The organism is Spirosoma sp. KUDC1026 (assembly GCF_013375035.1).
GTDB lineage: Bacteria > Bacteroidota > Bacteroidia > Cytophagales > Spirosomataceae > Spirosoma.
The window spans coordinates 4,902,311-4,920,494 of the sequence record NZ_CP056032.1; the positions used below are offsets into that span (position 1 = coordinate 4,902,311).

15 protein-coding genes are annotated in these 18,184 nt (G+C 53.9%); 12 read left to right on the forward strand and 3 right to left on the reverse strand.

Features of this window, described 5'->3' with window-relative positions:
• Nucleotides 1-5 precede the first annotated feature (5 nt).
• Nucleotides 6-887 (reverse strand): SMP-30/gluconolactonase/LRE family protein, encoded by an 882-nt coding sequence (locus HU175_RS20505; protein ID WP_228724225.1) that lies wholly within the window; start codon nt 885-887, stop codon nt 6-8.
• A gap of 283 nt (nt 888-1,170) precedes the next feature.
• Here HU175_RS20505 and HU175_RS20510 point away from each other — a divergent pair, with 283 nt between their 5' ends.
• Together HU175_RS20510 and HU175_RS20515 are read left to right on the forward strand one after the other, a co-directional pair.
• Entirely contained in the window at nt 1,171-3,567 is a 2,397-nt protein-coding gene (locus tag HU175_RS20510) for a TonB-dependent receptor (RefSeq protein ID WP_176568353.1), read from the forward strand.
• A 17-nt stretch (nt 3,568-3,584) separates the two neighbouring features.
• Nucleotides 3,585-4,826, forward strand: a complete 1,242-nt coding sequence (locus tag HU175_RS20515) for a DUF4249 domain-containing protein (protein ID WP_176568354.1) — start codon at nt 3,585-3,587, stop codon at nt 4,824-4,826.
• Between the two features lie 116 nt (nt 4,827-4,942).
• On the opposite strand, the gene HU175_RS20520 is transcribed toward HU175_RS20515, so the two are convergent.
• Entirely contained in the window at nt 4,943-6,340 is a 1,398-nt protein-coding gene (locus HU175_RS20520; RefSeq protein WP_176568355.1) for a Gfo/Idh/MocA family protein, read from the reverse strand.
• Nucleotides 6,341-6,573: 233 nt separating this feature from the next.
• On the opposite strand from HU175_RS20520, the gene HU175_RS20525 reads away from it, so the two are divergent.
• From HU175_RS20525 to HU175_RS20560, 8 genes are all read left to right on the forward strand, one after another.
• Complete coding sequence (locus HU175_RS20525) at nt 6,574-7,557, forward strand: carboxypeptidase-like regulatory domain-containing protein (RefSeq protein ID WP_176568356.1); 984 nt, start codon at nt 6,574-6,576, stop codon at nt 7,555-7,557.
• A 241-nt stretch (nt 7,558-7,798) separates the two neighbouring features.
• The gene (locus HU175_RS20530; RefSeq protein ID WP_228724226.1) at nt 7,799-8,902 is read left to right on the forward strand and encodes an aldose epimerase family protein; all 1,104 of its coding nucleotides are present in this window, start codon (nt 7,799-7,801) and stop codon (nt 8,900-8,902) included.
• Between the two features lie 14 nt (nt 8,903-8,916).
• Complete coding sequence (uxuA, locus tag HU175_RS20535) at nt 8,917-10,143, forward strand: mannonate dehydratase (protein ID WP_176568358.1); 1,227 nt, start codon at nt 8,917-8,919, stop codon at nt 10,141-10,143.
• Between the two features lie 136 nt (nt 10,144-10,279).
• The gene (locus HU175_RS20540) at nt 10,280-10,777 is read left to right on the forward strand and encodes a hypothetical protein (RefSeq protein WP_176568359.1); all 498 of its coding nucleotides are present in this window, start codon (nt 10,280-10,282) and stop codon (nt 10,775-10,777) included.
• A 116-nt stretch (nt 10,778-10,893) separates the two neighbouring features.
• Nucleotides 10,894-12,312: a Gfo/Idh/MocA family protein gene (locus tag HU175_RS20545; protein ID WP_176568360.1), complete on the forward strand. Its 1,419-nt coding sequence runs from the start codon at nt 10,894-10,896 to the stop codon at nt 12,310-12,312.
• A 276-nt stretch (nt 12,313-12,588) separates the two neighbouring features.
• Entirely contained in the window at nt 12,589-14,007 is a 1,419-nt protein-coding gene (locus HU175_RS20550; RefSeq protein ID WP_228724227.1) for a putative oxidoreductase C-terminal domain-containing protein, read from the forward strand.
• A 113-nt stretch (nt 14,008-14,120) separates the two neighbouring features.
• A complete protein-coding gene (locus HU175_RS20555; RefSeq protein ID WP_176568361.1) occupies nt 14,121-15,281 on the forward strand; it encodes a Gfo/Idh/MocA family protein in 1,161 nt (386 codons plus the stop codon).
• Between the two features lie 7 nt (nt 15,282-15,288).
• The gene (locus HU175_RS20560) at nt 15,289-16,131 is read left to right on the forward strand and encodes a ThuA domain-containing protein (protein ID WP_228724228.1); all 843 of its coding nucleotides are present in this window, start codon (nt 15,289-15,291) and stop codon (nt 16,129-16,131) included.
• 374 nt (nt 16,132-16,505) lie between these two features.
• Here HU175_RS20560 and HU175_RS20565 read toward each other — a convergent pair whose 3' ends face one another.
• Nucleotides 16,506-16,943 carry a hypothetical protein gene (locus HU175_RS20565; RefSeq protein WP_176568362.1) on the reverse strand — a complete coding sequence of 146 codons (438 nt, stop codon included), beginning with the start codon at nt 16,941-16,943 and terminating at the stop codon, nt 16,506-16,508.
• 211 nt (nt 16,944-17,154) lie between these two features.
• On the opposite strand from HU175_RS20565, the gene HU175_RS20570 reads away from it, so the two are divergent.
• Both HU175_RS20570 and HU175_RS20575 read left to right on the forward strand, forming a co-directional pair.
• On the forward strand, nt 17,155-17,322 hold the full coding sequence (locus HU175_RS20570) for a hypothetical protein (RefSeq protein ID WP_176568363.1): 168 nt from the start codon (nt 17,155-17,157) through the stop codon (nt 17,320-17,322).
• A 100-nt stretch (nt 17,323-17,422) separates the two neighbouring features.
• Nucleotides 17,423-17,959, forward strand: a complete 537-nt coding sequence (locus HU175_RS20575) for a DUF2911 domain-containing protein (protein ID WP_176568364.1) — start codon at nt 17,423-17,425, stop codon at nt 17,957-17,959.
• The last annotated feature ends 225 nt before the right edge of the window (nt 17,960-18,184 follow it).

Sequence of the window (18,184 nt, forward strand, 5' to 3'; positions counted from 1 at the left end):
GGCGTTTATCGAGCGCCCGCCACCTGCATCGCCAGCGTGTAGACCGATTTTGATGCGGTTATGAACAGCGTTTTTCGGTCTTTACCGGCAAAGCAAATGTTTCCCGTCCAGCCTTCCGGCACGGGAATCGTCAGGATCAGTTCACCCGCCGGATTGTAGACCATAACGCCTTTTCCGGTCAGATACACGTTTCCTTTTTCGTCCAGCGTCATCCCATCGGATCCCTGATTGGTGAACAACTGGCGGTTGCTCAGGCTACCATCCCCATTGATCTGGTATTTGTAGGTTTTGCTGTCGCCAATGTCGGCTACGTACAGCGTTTTGCCGTCGGGCGTACCGATGATTCCGTTGGGCCGTTTGTAGTTTCCGTCAATCAGGACGGGTTCTTTCTTGCCTTTGGGCAGAAAAAACAGGTTCTGCCCGTCAACTTCGGGACCGCTGTGGGTCCAGTAGTCCCGCTTGTAGAGCGGGTCGGTGAAATATGAATTTCCTTTGGCGTCTACCCATACGTCGTTCGGACCGTTGAGCCGTTTGCCGTTATAACCCGACATCAGCACCGTCACTTTTTTGTCCGGGCTGATTGACCAGAGTTCATTGTTGGCGTCGGCGCAGGAAATCAGGTTACCGGCTGCGTCAAAATACATGCCGTTCGAGCGACCGGCATTGTCCATGAACAGGCTCAGCGTACCGTCGGTCCCGTAGCGCCAGATTTTGTTGTTGGGCTGATCGGTGAAGTACACAGTACCGTCTTTATCGACGGCAGGGCCTTCGGTAAATGAAAACTGGTCGGACACGCGTTGCAGCGTAGCCCCCGGCGCGATCAGATTCGCCGAATCCCCTTCCGCCGTATAGGCTACGGAAACGGGCTGCGGAGTGGTAGTAGTCATAAGCAGCGAACTCAAAAAAAGGCTAATAATGCAATAAGCGTGCATACCAGACAGGAGTCTATTAAAACCAGGTTAGGATTCGATAATTCGGCCGGAGCGACCGCTGTTTAATGAGTAACTCACTCATTTCCTTTGCTTAAGTAGTAGCAGTATCCTGTTCTACTTTAGTCACAGGCAGGAGCGAGCGAATTAGTCAACTTTCGTCCGGCTACATCGCGAGACTGTCATGGGTAAGACAACACGTTTATCCAGTTATACTACGTCTGGATGGGACTTAATGTTTATGAAATACTTCTTACTGGGGTTATGTCTGCTCGTCTGCGCGCTGGAAAACCACGCCCAGATTCCTTATTTGCTTTCTGGTACGGTAATCGATTCCACCACGCGGCAACCGCTCGTCCGGGCGGCTATCGTGCTGGACTACGAGAAGTCGGCAAAAGGTACCTACACGGATGCAAACGGCCGTTTTTCCATTAACGTCAGTCCCGGCCGACACGTACTCGTGGTGCGCTACGTGGGCTACGTCCCCTACCGCGAAGTCCTTTCCGTTCACGACAATAAATCCCTGACCATTGCCCTGGCCTCCGTAGCCAGCCAGTTGGAAGAAGTAGCCGTTACCAGCAAAGGTTTTGACCGGAACGTTCGCCAGCCCCTGCTGGGTGTCAGCCAGATCAGCATGACGGCCATCAGGAAAATGCCCGCGGCTCTGGGCGAAACTGATATTCTGCGCAGTCTGCAGATGCTGCCCGGCGTCAGCAGCGTGGGCGAGGCCGCCAACGGGGTCAACATCCGGGGGGGCACTACGGATCAGAACCTGATTCTGCTCGACGATACGCCCATTTTCAACCCCACCCACATGTTCGGGCTGTTCTCGGTCTTTCCGCCCGACGCTGTCAGCGGACTTGATCTGTACAAGGGTAACGTACCGGCCCGTTACGGGGGCCGGGCGGCTTCGGTCCTCGACGTCAACCTGCGCAATCCCGACCTGAACCAGACCAAACTCGACGGGGGGGTAAGTCAGGTAGCTAACCGGCTGACTATTGAAACCCCACTGATCAAAGGCAAACTGGGCCTGCTGGTGTCGGGGCGGGGTGCGTTCAACGATTTTCTGCTGCGGCTGGTGTCCGACCGGCTTACCGACATCCGGGCTAAGTTTGGCGACGGTACGGCCAAGCTATTCTGGCGGGTCGATGATCGCAACACCGTAACGGCCATGGGTTACTACAGTGCCGACCAGTTCCAGACGAATCTGCTGGGTAGTCTGGCCAACGTGAACGCCATCAATACGCAGTACGCCCAGCAGACCGCCAACGGCATGGTACGCTGGTTTCATTCCTTTACGCCCCAGCTGAACCTGCAGACGACGGCGCTGGTTGCCCGTTACGTTCCCAGAATCATATCGACCGAAGACAGCACGGGTAATCAGGTGGTGCTGAAGCAATCGCTGCTGCAGCGGCAGATCAAGTCGAACCTGAACTACCAGCTGACGAACCAGAAGATCGAACTGGGCATTAGCGGCACGCATTACCAGATCAATCCAGGGGAGCTGCTCCCCAACGGCAGCCCGTCGGTCGATTATCGGAAAACACCGCTGGAAAACGCGCTGGAACTGGCCCTGCACGCCGAAGACGAGATCAGCGTCACCGATAAACTGGCCATTTCGGCGGGGTTACGTTACTCCCATTTTCTGACGCTTGGCCCATCTGTTGTTCGTCAGTATAGCATTAGCGAAGCCGGTTTTGATGCGTCGACCGTAGTGGATTCGATCCGGTACGGGACCGGGCAGGTAAGCGCGCAGTACGGTGGTTTTGAACCCCGGCTGGGTCTACGCTACGCCCTGTCGCCCAACTCGTCGGTCAAGTTTGGCTATAACCTGATGCGGCAGTATCTGCAGGTTATCACCAATACGACAACGCCCCTGCCCACCTCGCGCTGGAAAACATCGGACGCCCACATCCGGCCGCAGGTGAGTCAGCTGTGGTCGGCGGGATACTCGCACAATTCCAGGAACAACATTTTTGAACTCTCGGCGGAGATCTACTGGCGCAGTACGCAGCACATTCTGGATTACAAACCAGGCGCCGATTTTCTGTTGCAGGCCTATCCCGAAACGCAGCTACTGGACGGACGCAGCAAGGCCTATGGGCTGGAACTGATGGTCGCCAAGAAAAAAGGTGAACTGACGGGCTGGGTCAATTATACCTACTCCCGAACGCTAAATCAGGTGAATCAGGGGGCTACGTTCCAGCAGCGGATTAACGGGGGGGACTGGTACCGCGCCAACTACGACCGGCCGCACAGCCTGAACGCCAGCCTGACCATCAACCAGGGGAAACACCATAGTTTCTCGTTTAATTTTGCCTACAGCACGGGTCGGCCGTATACGTCACCGGAGGGCTTTATCCGCTACCAGAACCGGAACTACCCGTTCTACAACGAGCGGAACCAGAGCCGGCTGCCCGACTATCACCGGCTGGACTTTGCCTGGAATATTTATAATCCCGGCCTGAAGAACCGGCGCTGGCAGGGCCACTGGACCTTTACGGTGTATAATCTATACGGTCGTCGAAACGTCTATTCCATCTTTTACCGGACCGAAGGGCAGGCCACGAACCCGTACCGCCTGAGCATCTTCGCGGCCCCAATTCCCAGCCTGACCTACAATTTTCAGTTTCATTAACCCAGCGTTCTTACCCCATGCGTTTCTTTCGTCTGCTTTCCCTACGCTGGTTGCCGCTGTTGCTGGCCCTGACCGGCTGTGTCGACCCCATCGACCAGACCCTGCCCGGCGTACTGGACGTTGTTGTCGTCGATGGCACCATCACCAACCTGGACGAATCGCAGGTCATCCTGCTGACCCGCTCGGAATCGGACCCGGTCAGTGGTCGGCCGGCTTCGTTTCCGCTGACTAAAGCCACCGTAGAAGTAGTTGTTGATTCAAACCAGGTTGTTGCGGCCCACGAGACGCTGGACGGTCGTTACCAGCTACCTTCTGATTTCAAGGGGCAGATCGGCCACGCCTATCAGCTGCGGTTTACGCTCACCGACGGCACACGCTACGTCTCCGATCAGCAGGTTATGCCCGACGTACCGCCCATCGACCGGGTCCGGGCCCAGTTTAACCCAACCAGTTTAGCACCAATTGAGGTGGACGGCTTCCGGGCGGCTCACGATATCTACATCGATACGCAGGACCCCGCCGGGCAAACTAATTTCTATCGCTGGACCTGGAAATTATGGGAAAAGCAGGACTGGTGCCGTACGTGTACCAACGGTATTTATTCCATCAACAACGTCTTGATCAGGACATCGGTTAATGGTATTCGCTATTTCGCGCTGGGCGATTCGTTGCTGGAGGACTGTTTCTATTATCCATCAACGCCCCCGGCTATTAAGCCGTTTACATACGACTACAACTGCCGGACGCAGTGCTGGGCCATTATCCCCAGTTATAAACTAAGTGTTTTTTCGGATACCTACACCAATGGTGGTCCTATCCTGGGGAAACGCGTCGCGCAGATTCCATTCTATCAGATAAGTCCCTGTCTGGTTGAGATCCGGCAGGCAGGACTTACCCCCTCGGCTTATCAGTTTTACAAACAGCTTCAGGATCAGACTGAGAATACGGGCGGCATCGTCGACACGCCACCCACGGCATCGGTGGGCAACGTCAAAAACAGCGTCAACGACCGGGAAATTGTGTTCGGTGTGTTTACAGCCTCTGCCGTAGCCACGACCCGCTACTGGATAGACCGCAAGGATACGCAGGGTATCCCGCCCGAACTGTTCCGCGCCCTGAACGGCCGGAATCCCATTCCGGAACCAACGTTCCCGGCCGTCCCAGCCATCGTCGTTCAGGGCGCTAACCAGCCCTATACGGCCATCTGCTCCCCTAACGACGGCCGTACACCATTCAAACCTGCCGGCTGGCGGGAGTAGACGTGTTTTTTGTCATCCCGACCAAAGGAGGGATCTTCTGTAAAGTCAACTAAACCTGTTTGCTAACGAAGATCCCTCCTTTGGTCGGGATGACAAAGAAATAAAAAAACTGTCCTCTACACCGTCTTTGGGTCAGGGTGCTGCCAGGGCTGGCGGTAGGGTCGTTTCAGCAGTTTGGTCGCTTCCGGATCCCCTACGACCTCGCGTTTCTTCGGATCATATACTACCGGACGTCCTATCTCCATCGACAGGTTGGCCAGCAGGCAACTTGCGGTCGAAATGTGCCCCTCCTCAATGTCGGCAACAGGTCGGCCGTTGGTTTCGATGGCTTTCAGGAAATCGAGCATGTGCAGGCGCGTGGCCGGAGCGGCATTCAGTTCAATCCGGTCTTCGGTTACGTCTTCGGGATATTTCTCCTTCTCGTAGACGACGTCCTTATGAATCTTCTCTCCTTTCGTTGGCCCGTCTTTGCCTTCAGGAATGAAGTCGTAACTCATTGTACTGGCCCAGAGCGTTCCCTTATCGCCGTACAGCGTAAATGACCAGGGATAGTCCGGGTTGTTGGGCGTTCCCCAGCTGCGGTGCTGCCAGACGCAGTTCAGATCATCATACTCGAACAGGGCCGACTGCGTATCGGTGATGTTGGATTTTCCGTCTTTCTGCACGTAGATGCCGCCCGTTGAGCTGATCCGGTTAGGCCAGCCCAGCTTCAACATCCAGCGTACGGTGTCAAACATGTGGATGCACATATCGCCCATGATTCCGTTGCCATATTCCTTGAACGTCCGCCACCAGCGAATGTGCGGCAAACCATCGTACGGACGCAGGGGCGCGGGACCGGTCCACATTTCGTAGTCCAGAAAAGCGGGTACGGGTTCCACGGGTGGATTCCCGTTGTTGCGCATGTGATAATAGCAGCACATTTCTACGTGCTTTATATTACCCAGTAGCCCAGCATCCACGACCGTTTTCTTGGCGTCGATCAGGTGTGGCGTACTTTTACGCTGCGTCCCGACCTGCACCACGCGCTTGTATTTCCGGGCGGCAGCGACCATAGCCTCCCCTTCCATAACGTCCACACTGATAGGTTTCTGCACGTACACGTTGGCTCCGGATTTCATGGCCTCAATGGCCTGTAGTGCATGCCAGTGATCGGGAGTACCGACCAGCACAATATCCAGTTTATTTTCGGCTAGCAGCTTCCGGTAGTCGCCGTAGAGTTTGGGCGTTTTGCCTGATTTCTGGCGCTGACTCACGAGTTTAGCCGCGCCGTCCAGTTGGTTTTTGTCGACATCGCAGAGCGCAATAACCTCAACGGGGGCCACCTGAATCAGACGGAACAGATCACTTTTGCCGTACCAGCCGGTACCGATCAGCGCCACCCGCAGCGGGGCCATCGTAGTGTCCTGGGCCAGTAAATCAGCGGCCATAGCGTTACCTTCCAGCGCCGATAGCGCGAGTGCGGCCGACGTACCCTGCAAAAAATGACGGCGATTAAGCGTGAAATCCTTCATCAGACAATCAGATTGCGATAGTTTTCCTAGTAAAGGCAAATCGGCGGGGAACATACTGCAACCGTAACAACCCTACCTAATGATGTCAACCAGCCCCGAATTACCCAATGAAATTTACTGCAACTATCACCATTTTCTTTAGCCTTTTCTTCCTTTTTTCGTGCGACCGACAAGAATGCAAAACCCCACCACCTACTTACGCACTTAAATGCACAAATTTTCATAATTTATTTATGCCTCCATCAGCACGGTTCACAATAAAGAAGCGTATCGAGCCCCCTATTACTCTTTATTTCATCCTGATTATTGGTCTTATATGCCATCAGCCTGCCCAGTTGTTCGGACAGGTCGTTCGTTGCACCGTAGTGGACCGACTTACCCAAAAAGAAGTCCCTTATGTAAGCATAGCGTCAACGCAGACGGGCGCAGGTATACACGCAGACGAAGAAGGTTATTTCGAGTGGGGAAGTACGCGTAGCGGAGATACGCTGGCTATATCCTGCGTGGGTTATAAACCGCTCAAAGTTGCCTTTGATCTGCTCGATCAGGACCGGATGAATCGACTTGCCCTCAGCCCTGATACGGTTATACTGAAGGAATTTGTTGTTAAACCCGGCACTAGAAAAAGGACGAAGGAGATAGGTTTCTACCATTACCCTCCGAACTCAAAACGAGGTATGGCGGCTGGCGGCATATCAGACAACCAGGTGTTTGTCAACTATTACAAAAACAACGAGGGGAAGGAAGGATTGCTTTCCCGGTTGCTGTTCGACCTGAAAGCTTCTAATCCAGGACAGGGGAGCTCGAAAGCCCGAATTCGGATTATGCGTTACGATCCGGAAACCGGCTTGCCCGGTAACGATTTGTTACCCAAAGACATTATTGTCAGCATCACTCCTTTGTCCCATGACATTGCGCTATCGGTAGAAAAATACAATGTTCCGTTCCCTGTGGAAGGTATTTTTATCGGCCTTGAGTTTATCTGCCACAACGAATTCATTTACAAAAATCAGTCGCTGAAAAAGCAAAAATCGGATTGTCCGCTTATCCGTATGACCAGGGAAAAAGAATATGACCAAATTGGCAAAGGGTATTACTGGACAAAGTTTCGCAACAAATGGCAATGGGTTTGTATTTCGGACGGATCCGCGTTCCCCAACAAGGCTATGGTAGGAAACGTCTTTAAGTTCGGGGCCAGGGTCGTGTTCTACGAGTAACAGGTGCGCTACAGCCAGGACTATGTTGACCAACTCACCTACTGGAATCGACTAAGTGGTAACCCCTCGTCAAACAGTAAGGCCAGGGACTCTATCGGGCCGACATAACTCGGCCCGCTTCCCTGCCATCAGTAGTAATGAACGGAATTTAGCTTACCGTATCATCCATCTTTCTTTATTCATGCCTGGTATCTCCAACCTTCTTCGTCAGCTCTCATTCGTCAGTACTGTCCTCTTTTTTATGCTCGATTCACAACAGACACTCGCCCAGAAGGCGGGTGTTGATCAGACCGTTTTTGGCAAGTTTCCCGACGGACGCGAAGCCCAGTTGTTCACATTACGTAACGCGGCTGGCATGACAGTTCAGATCACCAACTACGGCGGCTACATCGTTTCCTGGACGGCTCCCGACCGGCAAGGCAAGCAGGAAAACATTGTACTGGGTGTCCCAACTTTTGCCGATTATCTGGCCGGTACGCCCAACTTCGGCCCCATCGTTGGGCGATTTGCGAACCGCATTGGCAAAGCGAAATTCACGCTGGACGGTACAACCTATACGCTGGCGGCTAACAACAACACGAATCATATTCACGGTGGCCCGCAAGGCTTCGACAAGAAACTCTGGGCCGCTACGCCCGTTGACGGCGCAGAACCGGCGGTTAAACTGCATTACACCTCCCCCGACGGCGAGGAGGGCTACCCCGGTACGCTGTCGGTCGATGTTACGTACACCCTTCAGAAAGACAATGCCTTACGTATCGATTACCAGGCCACAACCGACAAGCCAACCGTCGTCAATCTGACGAATCACACTTATTTTAACCTGAGTGGGATGAAGCAGGATATTCAGCAGCACGAGGTGATGATCAACGCCGATCAGGTACTGGCAACCGACAAAGGGCAGATTCCAACCGGCGAACGATTGGCCGTTAAGGGTACAGCCTTCGATTTCAACCAGCCTACCGTCGTCGGGAAGCACATCAACGACACGACCGGTCAGCAGCCCGCTAACGTGCAGCTCCACTACGCCAAAGGGTTTGACCACTGCTGGATTTTTCCGGATCAATCGAACAAGCTGAAACTGGGCGCTACGGTTTACGAACCGACTAGCGGTCGTCTGTTGACGATGTACACCACCGAGCCAGCCGTTCAGTTCTACACGGGCAACAACCTGAAAGGCAATAAGACCGGCAAGGAGGGGGTCGCATTCGCGAGCCGGTACGGGTTGTGCCTGGAAACCCAGCACTTCCCCGATTCGCCGAATCACCCCGATTTCCCGACAACGACACTCCGTCCCGGCGAGCGCTTCCAGTCAACAACCGTTTACAAACTATCTACTAAATAACGTCAACGATACCCATGGGTATGTTACAAACAATGCGGTGGTTCGGGCCGAATGACCCGGTATCGCTAATGGACATTCGTCAGGCGGGTTGCACCGGCGTCGTGACGGCGCTGCACCCGATTCCGGTTGGTGAGGTCTGGCCGGTCGATGCCATCCGGGAGCGCCAGCAACTGATCGAAGCGGATAACGATCAATACGTACCGTTACACTGGGCGGTGGTCGAAAGCTTACCCGTGCACGAAGCAATCAAAAAGGGCAAGCCCGAGCGCGATACGTACATCGCCAATTACCAGCAATCGCTGCGAAACCTGGCCGCCTGTGGCATCCAGACGGTGTGTTACAACTTCATGCCGGTACTGGACTGGTCGCGGACCAACCTGAACTACGTTATGCCCGACGGCTCGCAGGCATTGCAGTTCGTCTGGAACGATTTCGCCGTTTTTGATCTGTTTATCCTGAAGCGACCGGAAGCCTCAACCGATTATAAACCGGAAGTCACCGCCAGGGCGAACGAGCAGTTTACGATGCTGTCGCCGGAACGTGTTGCCGAATTGAAGAACACGATCCTGCTCGGTCTGCCCGGTTCGGAAGAAAGCTTTACGCTCAATACGTTCCAGAGCCTGCTCGACGAATACGCCCAGATTGGTGACGCGGAGCTACGCAATAACCTATACTATTTCGTTCAGCAGGTCGCCCCGGTGGCGCAGGAAGTAGGAATCAATCTTTGCATTCACCCCGACGATCCGCCGATGCCGCTGCTGGGATTACCCCGCGTGGTCAGCACCGAAGCCGACCTGGCTCAGCTCATGGCCGCCTGCGACGTACCGGCCAACGGCATTACGTTCTGTACCGGCTCGCTGGGTATCCGACCCGACAACGATCTACCGGGAATGATTGAGCGCTTCGGCGAACGGATTCATTTTCTCCACCTGCGCACGACCAAACGGGAAGGTCCAAAGAAGACCGTATGGTATGATTCCTTTTACGAAGCCGACCACCTGGCGGGCGATGTGGATATGTACGCCGTTGTCAAAGCCATTGTTCTCGAACAACAGCGACGGATTAAAACGGGTGTTGGCACCCCGTCGATTCCCATGCGTCCCGACCACGGTCACCAGATGCTCGACGATCTCCACAAAAAGACGTATCCTGGTTACTCAGCCATCGGGCGACTGCGTGGATTGGCCGAGATACGGGGGCTGGAGATGGGTATTACGCACAGCTTGGGGAATCAATCGTAACTGTTGTCGACTACAGCCGAAAATCAATTTCGTTTTAAAATACCGAGCGGTGTTTTGGTGTAAACAGCCAGCGAAAAAGAACTGCCTATCTAAAGCTATATCAATCAGGTACACATCTAAACCTTTTCTATTCGTGATGTCGCTCCCTACCAAACTTCTTGCTGGTATCGCCTTCGTCTGCTTCTCTCTGCTGTTGACGCCAACCAGTCACGCCCAGACGCTAGCCAAAAATGGGGCCTGGCTCGAAAAGCATTTTGCCAAACTGGTAACCGACAAAGACAATGCGGCTACGTTTACGTTCAAAGGATGCCAGATGAACATGGCAGTTGCCGATAAGGATAAAGACGGCTCGGTCAACATAAATATGGGTTGGTTGCTGAGTGACGTTCGAAAAGTGAGCTACAAGAAAGAAGCAAACGGGCAATACAAACTTCTGTTAGATGTTCCAGCCGACAAAGTGAGTATGGCAATGAACATAGGTGGTTTCTCCGGCTCATATACCACTGACGACAAAGAGAAAGGCAAAGACAACAACACCTCGTTCGGGCTGGACACGACCGATGAATCGCTGGTGAAGCAGATTAAGCAGAAGCTGGAAGAATCCGTGCAGCTCTGTCGCCGGGGAAAAGAATAACAGTAGTTTGGCTTTACTACGCGTTACGTTCCCCTCTTAACCGTTCTATTCAATCCGCTGCTAGTAGACCGTGACCGTTTGTTTCTTTTAGGTATATCTCCTAAACGACACGGTCTATGAAACCGATCTCCGATTCAACCATCACCCGGCGCAGTTTTCTGAGAACCAGCGCACTGGCCACGACTGTCATCAGCGGCTTCCCCACTATTGTACCGGCTTCGGTATTTGGTAAAAATGCCCCCAGTAATCGAATCAACGTAGGAGCCATTGGTACCGGCCGCATCTCGCGGGGCCATGATCTGCCGGGCGTCTGGCAGTACGACAATGCGCGCGTCATGGCCGTCTGCGATCTGGACAGCATCCGGGCGGAGGACGCCAAGAAACTTGTCAACGACTATTACACCAAAAAGACAGGAAAGGAGTACGACGGCGTCCGGGTGTACACGGACTACCGCGAGCTACTTAATAACAAGGATATCGACGCTGTTCTGGTCAGCACCCCCGACCACTGGCACGCGCCTATCGTAATCGATGCGGTTCGGGCGAAGAAGGACGTGTACATGCAGAAACCGGCATCGCTGACCATTGCCGAAGGGCGCATGATGGCCGATGCCGTTAACCAGTCGAAGCAGATTGTGCAGGTGGGTAGTCAGCAGCGGTCGTCGGAGCAGTTCCGCTACGCGGCCGAGCTGGTACGTAACGGCCGGATCGGGCAGCTCAAAACGGTGTACGTCGGGCTTCCCGGCGACCCCTCGGGCGATGAAGAAGCGCAGATGCCCGTTCCCAAGAATCTGAACTATGATATGTGGCTGGGCACCACGCCGGATGTTTACTACACCGAAAAGCGGGTTCATCCCCAAGTGGGTTACGACCGGCCGGGCTGGCTCCGCTGCGAGCAGTTTGGCGCGGGCATGATTACGGGCTGGGGATCGCACCATATCGACTGCGCGCACTGGGCCATGAATACGGAACATACTGGTCCGGTCGAAATCTGGGGGAAAGCTGATTTCCCGAAGTCAGGGCTTTGGGATGTTCACGGTATTTTCCGGACGGAAGCGCTGTACGATAACGGTGTTCACATGATCGTGAGCAACGAAATTCCGAACGGCATCAAGTTCGAGGGTACAGACGGCTGGATTTTCGTGTCGCGGGGCGATGGGTCGGTTACGGCCAGCGATCCGGTGGCCAAGCAGCAGGCGGCTAAGAAACTGGACGCCAGCGATCCTAAATTACTAACATCGGTCATTGGTCCGAACGAAGTTCACCTAGCTGTCAGCAAGGAGCATCATGGCAACTGGCTGGAGAGTGTTGTGAGCCGCAAGCAGCCCATCGCTCCCGCCGAAATCGGACACCGTTCCTGCTCAGCCTGCCTGCTGCACCATGCCGCCATGAAATTGAACCGGAAACTATACTGGGACCCGAAGAAGGAACAGTTCAAAAACGATCCCGAAGCCAATCAACTCCTATCCCGGCCCCAACGTAAGGAGTACGCCATTAAGCTGGCCGCTAACCAGAAGAATACGCTTGGGAAGTAGGTAATCTACGGCAGTTCCCTAGCCCCTTTCTTAAAGGCTAATCGTGTCGAGGTTTGTTCTGACCACACCCTGCCCCCTCCTGTTTTAGGAGGGGGACATGCAGAAGTGACCTTTTACTCTCCCCCTCCTAATTTTCTAGGAGGGGGCTGGGGGGTGGTCAGAGCAAACCGAGCAAACCCTCGTTATGCCCCTACAAGACTATATTCTAGGAGAGAGAATGCCGGTGAGGTAGATTCTATCAAACCCCGCTCCTACACAACTCTGAAAACAAGCTACATGACACGCAATTCTTTTCTTCGTACTCCGTTCATGCTCATTCCGCTCATGACTGCACTGGGTGCGTCGGCGCAGCAAACCGCCCCCCCAAATGCTACGGTTCGGCTCGTTACGTTAGATCCCGGTCATTTCCACGCGGCTCTCGTGCAGAAAAGTATGTATCCTCAGGTTAGCCCAGTCGTGCAGGTGTATGCCCCGGAGACACCCGACGTCAAACTGCATCTAGCCCGGATTCAGTCGTATAACAAACGCGCTGACAAACCGACGAGCTGGGACGAGAAGGTGTACATCGGTCCTGACTACCTCGAAAAAATGCTGGCAGACAAACGGTCGGGCGCGACAGCGGGGAATGTTGTTGTCATTGCGGGCAACAACCAGAAAAAGACCGAGTACATTCAAAAATCCATTGACGCCGGGTTTAACGTGTTAGCTGACAAACCGATGGTGATTGACGCGCGGGACTTCGACCAGCTGCGGACTACGTTTACGACGGCCGCCCAGAAAAAAGTCCTGCTCTACGACACCATGACCGAGCGGTCGGAGATTACAACCCTGTTGCAGCGTGAACTCTCGATGATCCCCTCTGTGTTTGGGATGCTCGAAAAAGGTACGCCCGACAATCCGGCGGTGACGAAGGAAAGCGTCCACCATTTCTATAAGTACGTGTCGGGCAGCGTTCTCCAACGTCCAGGTTGGTTCATGGACGTAACGCAGCAGGGCGAAGGTATCGTCGACGTAACGACACACCTTGTTGACCTGGTGCAGTGGGAGTGTTTTCCCGAGCAAATCATCGATTACAAGAAAGATATTCGCCTGAATTCAGCCCGGCGGTGGACGACGGATATGACGCGCAGTCAGTTCAAAACCATCACCAACCTGCTCGACTTCCCGGATTATCTGAAACGGGACGTAGTCAACGATTCTCTCCTCAAAATCTACAGCAATGGCGAGATCAATTATCAACTGCGGGGTGTCAACGCGAAAGTATCAGTAACCTGGGCGTATAAGGCCCCGGAGGGTGGTGGCGACACGCACTACTCCATCATGCGTGGCACCAAAGCCAACCTAGTGATCCGGCAGGGAGCCGAACAGAAGTATAAACCGGCCCTCTACATTGAGCCGGCATCCACCGATGCCGCCTACGAAAGCGGCCTGACCGCAGCTGTCAATACGCTCCAGCAGCGCTATCCGGGCGTTTCGGTGAAGAAGAACAATAAAGGCTGGGAGGTAACTATCCCGGAGAAGTACAACGTTGGTCACGAAGCCCACTTCAGTCAGGTTACCGAAAATTTCCTGAATTACCTGCAGGCCGGTAAGCTCCCCGCCTGGGAAGTGCCGAACATGATCGCCAAGTATTACACGACAACACAAGCATTGAAGCTAGCGAAAGAGAGTAAGACCGGGTCGCCGTTGCGATGAAAGAGCGAAAGCAGCTCGCTAGGCATTAGCTCGCGCCAACGCAATCAGCCGCTCTTTCACTCTTTGATTTTCTCTTTCGCTCTTTCACTCATTCATTCTTTCGCTCTTTACCTATGCCTCTTCGACGTCAGTTTTTAAAAGATTCAGCAAAAATGGCCGCCGGTCTGGCTGTTTCGCCTACCCTTCCTACGCTCGTCCAGCCAGGCGAGAACCAGCCAGGTGAGGCTTCGTTTTCTATTCTGTCTAGTGCTCCGTTAGCCAACCGAATTCGGTTTGCGGTCATCGGGATGAACCACGGCCATATCTACGGGCAGGTTGAAGCCGTCATCCGGGGTGGTGGCGAACTCGTATCATTCTATGCGCAGGAGCCCGACCTGACCGCCCCCTTTGCCAAGCGATACCCCAACGCGAAACAGGCCCGCAGTGAAAAGGAAATTCTGGACGATACGTCTATCCAGCTGGTTCTCAGTTCGATCATTCCCGACGAGCGGGAGCCCCTGGGTATCCGGGTAATGAAAGCGGGAAAAGATTACATGTCTGACAAACCCGGTATCACGACCCTGGACCAGCTCGCCGAGGTACGTCGCGTACAGAAGGCTACCAAGCGTATTTACTCGATCATGTACAGTGAGCGCTTCGAAAATAGAGCCACCGTGAAAGCGGGTGAACTGGTCAAAGCCGGCGCCATTGGCAACGTCATTCAAACCATTGGTCTGGGACCGCACCGTATCACGCTCTCGTCGCGGCCCGACTGGTTTTTCGACAAGAAACGATTTGGCGGTATCATCTGCGACATTGGCTCGCATCAGTTCGACCAGTTCCTGTATTTCACCGGCTCGACCCAGGCCGACATCGTTGCCTCGCAGGTAGGCAACCTTCATTTCCCGCAGCACCCAAAGTTTGAGGACTTTGGCGACGTAATGATGCGGGGTAATGGTGGCATGGGCTACATCCGCGTCGACTGGTTTACCCCCGACGGCCTGAAAAGCTGGGGCGATGGTCGCCTGACGATCCTGGGCACCGACGGTTACATCGAGATTCGCAAGAACATCGATCCCGGCGGACGCGAGGGAGGCAATCACCTGTTCATTACGGACAAAAAAGAAACGCGCTATATCGATTGCAGTAAGGAAAATCTGCCTTACGGCCAACTACTCGTTGACGACGTACTGAACCGTACCGAAACGGCCATGTCGCAGGAGCACTGTTTCCTGGCGACCGAACTGGCCCTGAAGGCGCAGAAGCAGGCCGAAACGATCAACCTTAAAAAATAGCGAACGTATGATGAGCCAGTGTCTGATCATTCTGCTGCCTATGCTGTTGACCTGGAATCTCGTCACGGCCGGAGAAATGCCACCCAGAGACGACATCAACTGGAAAAAAGTCCGGGTGCTGGTCTACACCAAAAACGGTAAAGGCTACGTCCACGATAACATTCCGTTTGCCGTTCAGTGCATCCAGAAGCTGGGGCAGCAGCACGGTTTCCAGGTGGAAGTGGCTGACCAGCCCGGCGTTTTCGTTGAATCAAATCTGCAGAATTATACGGTCATCATTTTTCCTAGTACCAACAACGACGTGTTTGATACCGACGCCCAACGGCTGGCGTTCCGGCGCTACATCGAAGCGGGGGGCGGCTTCGTGGGCATTCACTCCGTCGTGGGTACGGAGCGTAACTGGGCTTGGTTCAAACGCATGATCGGCGGTACGTTTGCCTGGCACCCTCGTTTTCAAAAGTTTCGGGTGCAGGTGATTGATACGAAGCATCCGTCCACACAGGGCATTCCGCCGGCCTGGGAGCGGGAAGACGAGTTCTATTTCATTAAAGAGATGTCGCCCGGCCCTACGGTGGTCATGGCTAGCGACATAAACTCACTCGACGGCGAAGAACCCGAGAAGGTCCAGCAGTTTCGGGGTTCGTTCGGGCAGTTGTACCCGTCGGTCTGGTATTACAATTTCGACGGGGGCCATACCTGGTGCACTACCCTCGGCCACGACAAACAGGACTACGAAAATCCGCAGTTTGTCCAGCACATCTTTCAGGGACTCCGCTACGTGGTGGGGCAGGTGAAAAAGATCAATTTCGCCAATGCCTACGCCGACTCGCGCGATACACCCATTCGGTAATGTATGACAAGAGAACTCTAATTCTTTAGAAGCAAATCCGGTAAGTTGGTTTGGGTTATTTCTTGCCAGAATGACACCCATATTTCATAAAGGGCAAAGCCGTTAAGTTCTGGGTAAACCTCCCCCGCCCCCTAAAGGGGGAGATGTTTGCGTCTTGTTAGGTTGCAGCACGGTAAGCGTATACAGCTTCTGCCCTTGTCCGTCGGTTTGTACTCTTGCCCGCGTGAAGCCGATTTGCTGTTCGGCTAGTGATTGCTGAATCGGGAGGGGCAAATCGGCCAATGTAACGGTGTAATAATCGAGCTGCGTCGGGGTATTAATTCGGTGCGGTACGTCATCTGACCGAACACATCCGCGCTGGTCCAGCGGACCGTTTACGTGTTACCCCGCCATACGTAATCAGCCAGTAAAACCGCCCCGTTATTTATGGGCTCAACATCCCGGTACCAGGAATAGTCCTGCCGTCTGATGTTCGATAAAGTTCCTCCGTCGATAAGGGTGTTCTTCAGTGTAGCACGTAACGAATCAGGCGAGACCGCAGGAGCCAGCTGGTAGGCCGTCAGCAGTAGTTGCTGATTGGTGACGGCCTGGTAGTGCATGGCCTGCTGCTGAAACGTAACGCGCCAAACCTGATTCTTTTCCAGCGCGGTAAAGACCAGGTCCGTCGCCTGCGGATACCGGCTGATGACCGGCCGGATGGCGCTGGTGGGAACCGTCTCTTCGGAGTCAACGGGGGCTGGCTGCGAATCGATAATCCGGTTACAGGCGCTGACACTGAGCCCAAGCAGAACAAGCCATCCGATTGCTTTCATAGCGACTGATTAGTGCGATCTTGACCGACTATCACATTCCGCGCCGGTGAGGCTCGGAACCTAAGGTCAAGAATAAAGACACCGGTTTATTTAGCCACCGTTGCAAGTCTGTTAAACTTTTCCGTACGGCAATGACGTAACGGAAGCAACCCTTTCTCATTTTTTGGCGAGTGGATTTCTTCCCAGGCAGGGGATTAACATCATTACGTCCATGATTTACCAGCATCCGGTTGATTTTGCGCGCGCAATTCGGCTGATCGAACAAGGGTTTATTCGACCGGGCCGGATCATTTCGCAGCACCTGCCGTTCGACCAACTGCCGGACGCCATAGTTACCGCCAGCCAGGGGCAGCACGCCAAACTTGTTGTTCATTTGTGAACGTAGCGAATCAAGCCGGTTCGTACACTAAGAAGACAGCGTCGGGGCAAGATTCTATTGAAATAATTGCTGATATTGGCGCGATAACCAGTCAAACCTAATGAAAACAACACGCACACTGACAGCCCTTACGCTGCTTTTAACCGGCTTTTTCCTGACCACACTCACGTGGGCGCAGGAGAAAAAAGAAGTCCCCAGCCCACCCGCTACAGCTACCGGTAAAGTAGCCGGATCGGATATTACGATCAACTACGGCAGTCCAGCCGTGAAAGGCCGGACGCTCTTTGGCCCCGAAGGATCGCAGGCCCTGGAAAAATACGGGAAAGTATGGCGGGCCGGTGCCAACGATGCCACCACCTTCGAAACCAGCAAAGACATCAAAGTAGAAGGTAAAACGCTCCCGGCGGGTAAATACGCCCTCTTCACGATTCCAACCGAGAATCAGTGGACGGTGATCTTCAACAAAACCGCTAAGCAGTGGGGTGCTTACAAGTACGACGAAGGTCAGGATGCCCTGCGCGTCATGGTTACGCCTAAGAAATCGTCGTCAATGAACGAGCGCCTGAAATACGATGTCACCAAAAATGGCTTCGCGCTGAAATGGGGCGATGTTGAAGTCCCTGTAGCCCTCAAGTAGTTTTTGCTCGTCGACGTAAAAGGGGGAAGAAGAAAGACTAGAAATAATCTTTTTTCTTCCCCCTTTTACGTCTTAAAAACTCGGTGCTCCCTCCTTACTGGCCACTCTTTTAAGGGTTTTACGCGGCAATGAATTTGTCTTAGTTTGCCGCTATTTACCACCCCCGTCCCCCTCCTAAAACAGGCGGGGGAGTGTCAGCAGCAATCTCTTCTAATCTCCCCCTCC

What these genes read in the sequence shown, in the direction of transcription:
- HU175_RS20505 (WP_228724225.1), bottom strand. Translation starts at nt 887, where the DNA reads ATGACTACTACCACTCCGCAGCCCGTTTCCGTAGCCTATACGGCGGAA.
- HU175_RS20510 (WP_176568353.1), top strand. Translation starts at nt 1,171, where the DNA reads ATGAAATACTTCTTACTGGGGTTATGTCTGCTCGTCTGCGCGCTGGAA.
- HU175_RS20515 (WP_176568354.1), top strand. Translation starts at nt 3,585, where the DNA reads ATGCGTTTCTTTCGTCTGCTTTCCCTACGCTGGTTGCCGCTGTTGCTG.
- HU175_RS20520 (WP_176568355.1), bottom strand. Translation starts at nt 6,340, where the DNA reads ATGAAGGATTTCACGCTTAATCGCCGTCATTTTTTGCAGGGTACGTCG.
- HU175_RS20525 (WP_176568356.1), top strand. Translation starts at nt 6,574, where the DNA reads ATGCCTCCATCAGCACGGTTCACAATAAAGAAGCGTATCGAGCCCCCT.
- HU175_RS20530 (WP_228724226.1), top strand. Translation starts at nt 7,799, where the DNA reads ATGCTCGATTCACAACAGACACTCGCCCAGAAGGCGGGTGTTGATCAG.
- uxuA (WP_176568358.1), top strand. Translation starts at nt 8,917, where the DNA reads ATGGGTATGTTACAAACAATGCGGTGGTTCGGGCCGAATGACCCGGTA.
- HU175_RS20540 (WP_176568359.1), top strand. Translation starts at nt 10,280, where the DNA reads ATGTCGCTCCCTACCAAACTTCTTGCTGGTATCGCCTTCGTCTGCTTC.
- HU175_RS20545 (WP_176568360.1), top strand. Translation starts at nt 10,894, where the DNA reads ATGAAACCGATCTCCGATTCAACCATCACCCGGCGCAGTTTTCTGAGA.
- HU175_RS20550 (WP_228724227.1), top strand. Translation starts at nt 12,589, where the DNA reads ATGACACGCAATTCTTTTCTTCGTACTCCGTTCATGCTCATTCCGCTC.
- HU175_RS20555 (WP_176568361.1), top strand. Translation starts at nt 14,121, where the DNA reads ATGCCTCTTCGACGTCAGTTTTTAAAAGATTCAGCAAAAATGGCCGCC.
- HU175_RS20560 (WP_228724228.1), top strand. Translation starts at nt 15,289, where the DNA reads ATGATGAGCCAGTGTCTGATCATTCTGCTGCCTATGCTGTTGACCTGG.
- HU175_RS20565 (WP_176568362.1), bottom strand. Translation starts at nt 16,943, where the DNA reads ATGAAAGCAATCGGATGGCTTGTTCTGCTTGGGCTCAGTGTCAGCGCC.
- HU175_RS20570 (WP_176568363.1), top strand. Translation starts at nt 17,155, where the DNA reads ATGATTTACCAGCATCCGGTTGATTTTGCGCGCGCAATTCGGCTGATC.
- HU175_RS20575 (WP_176568364.1), top strand. Translation starts at nt 17,423, where the DNA reads ATGAAAACAACACGCACACTGACAGCCCTTACGCTGCTTTTAACCGGC.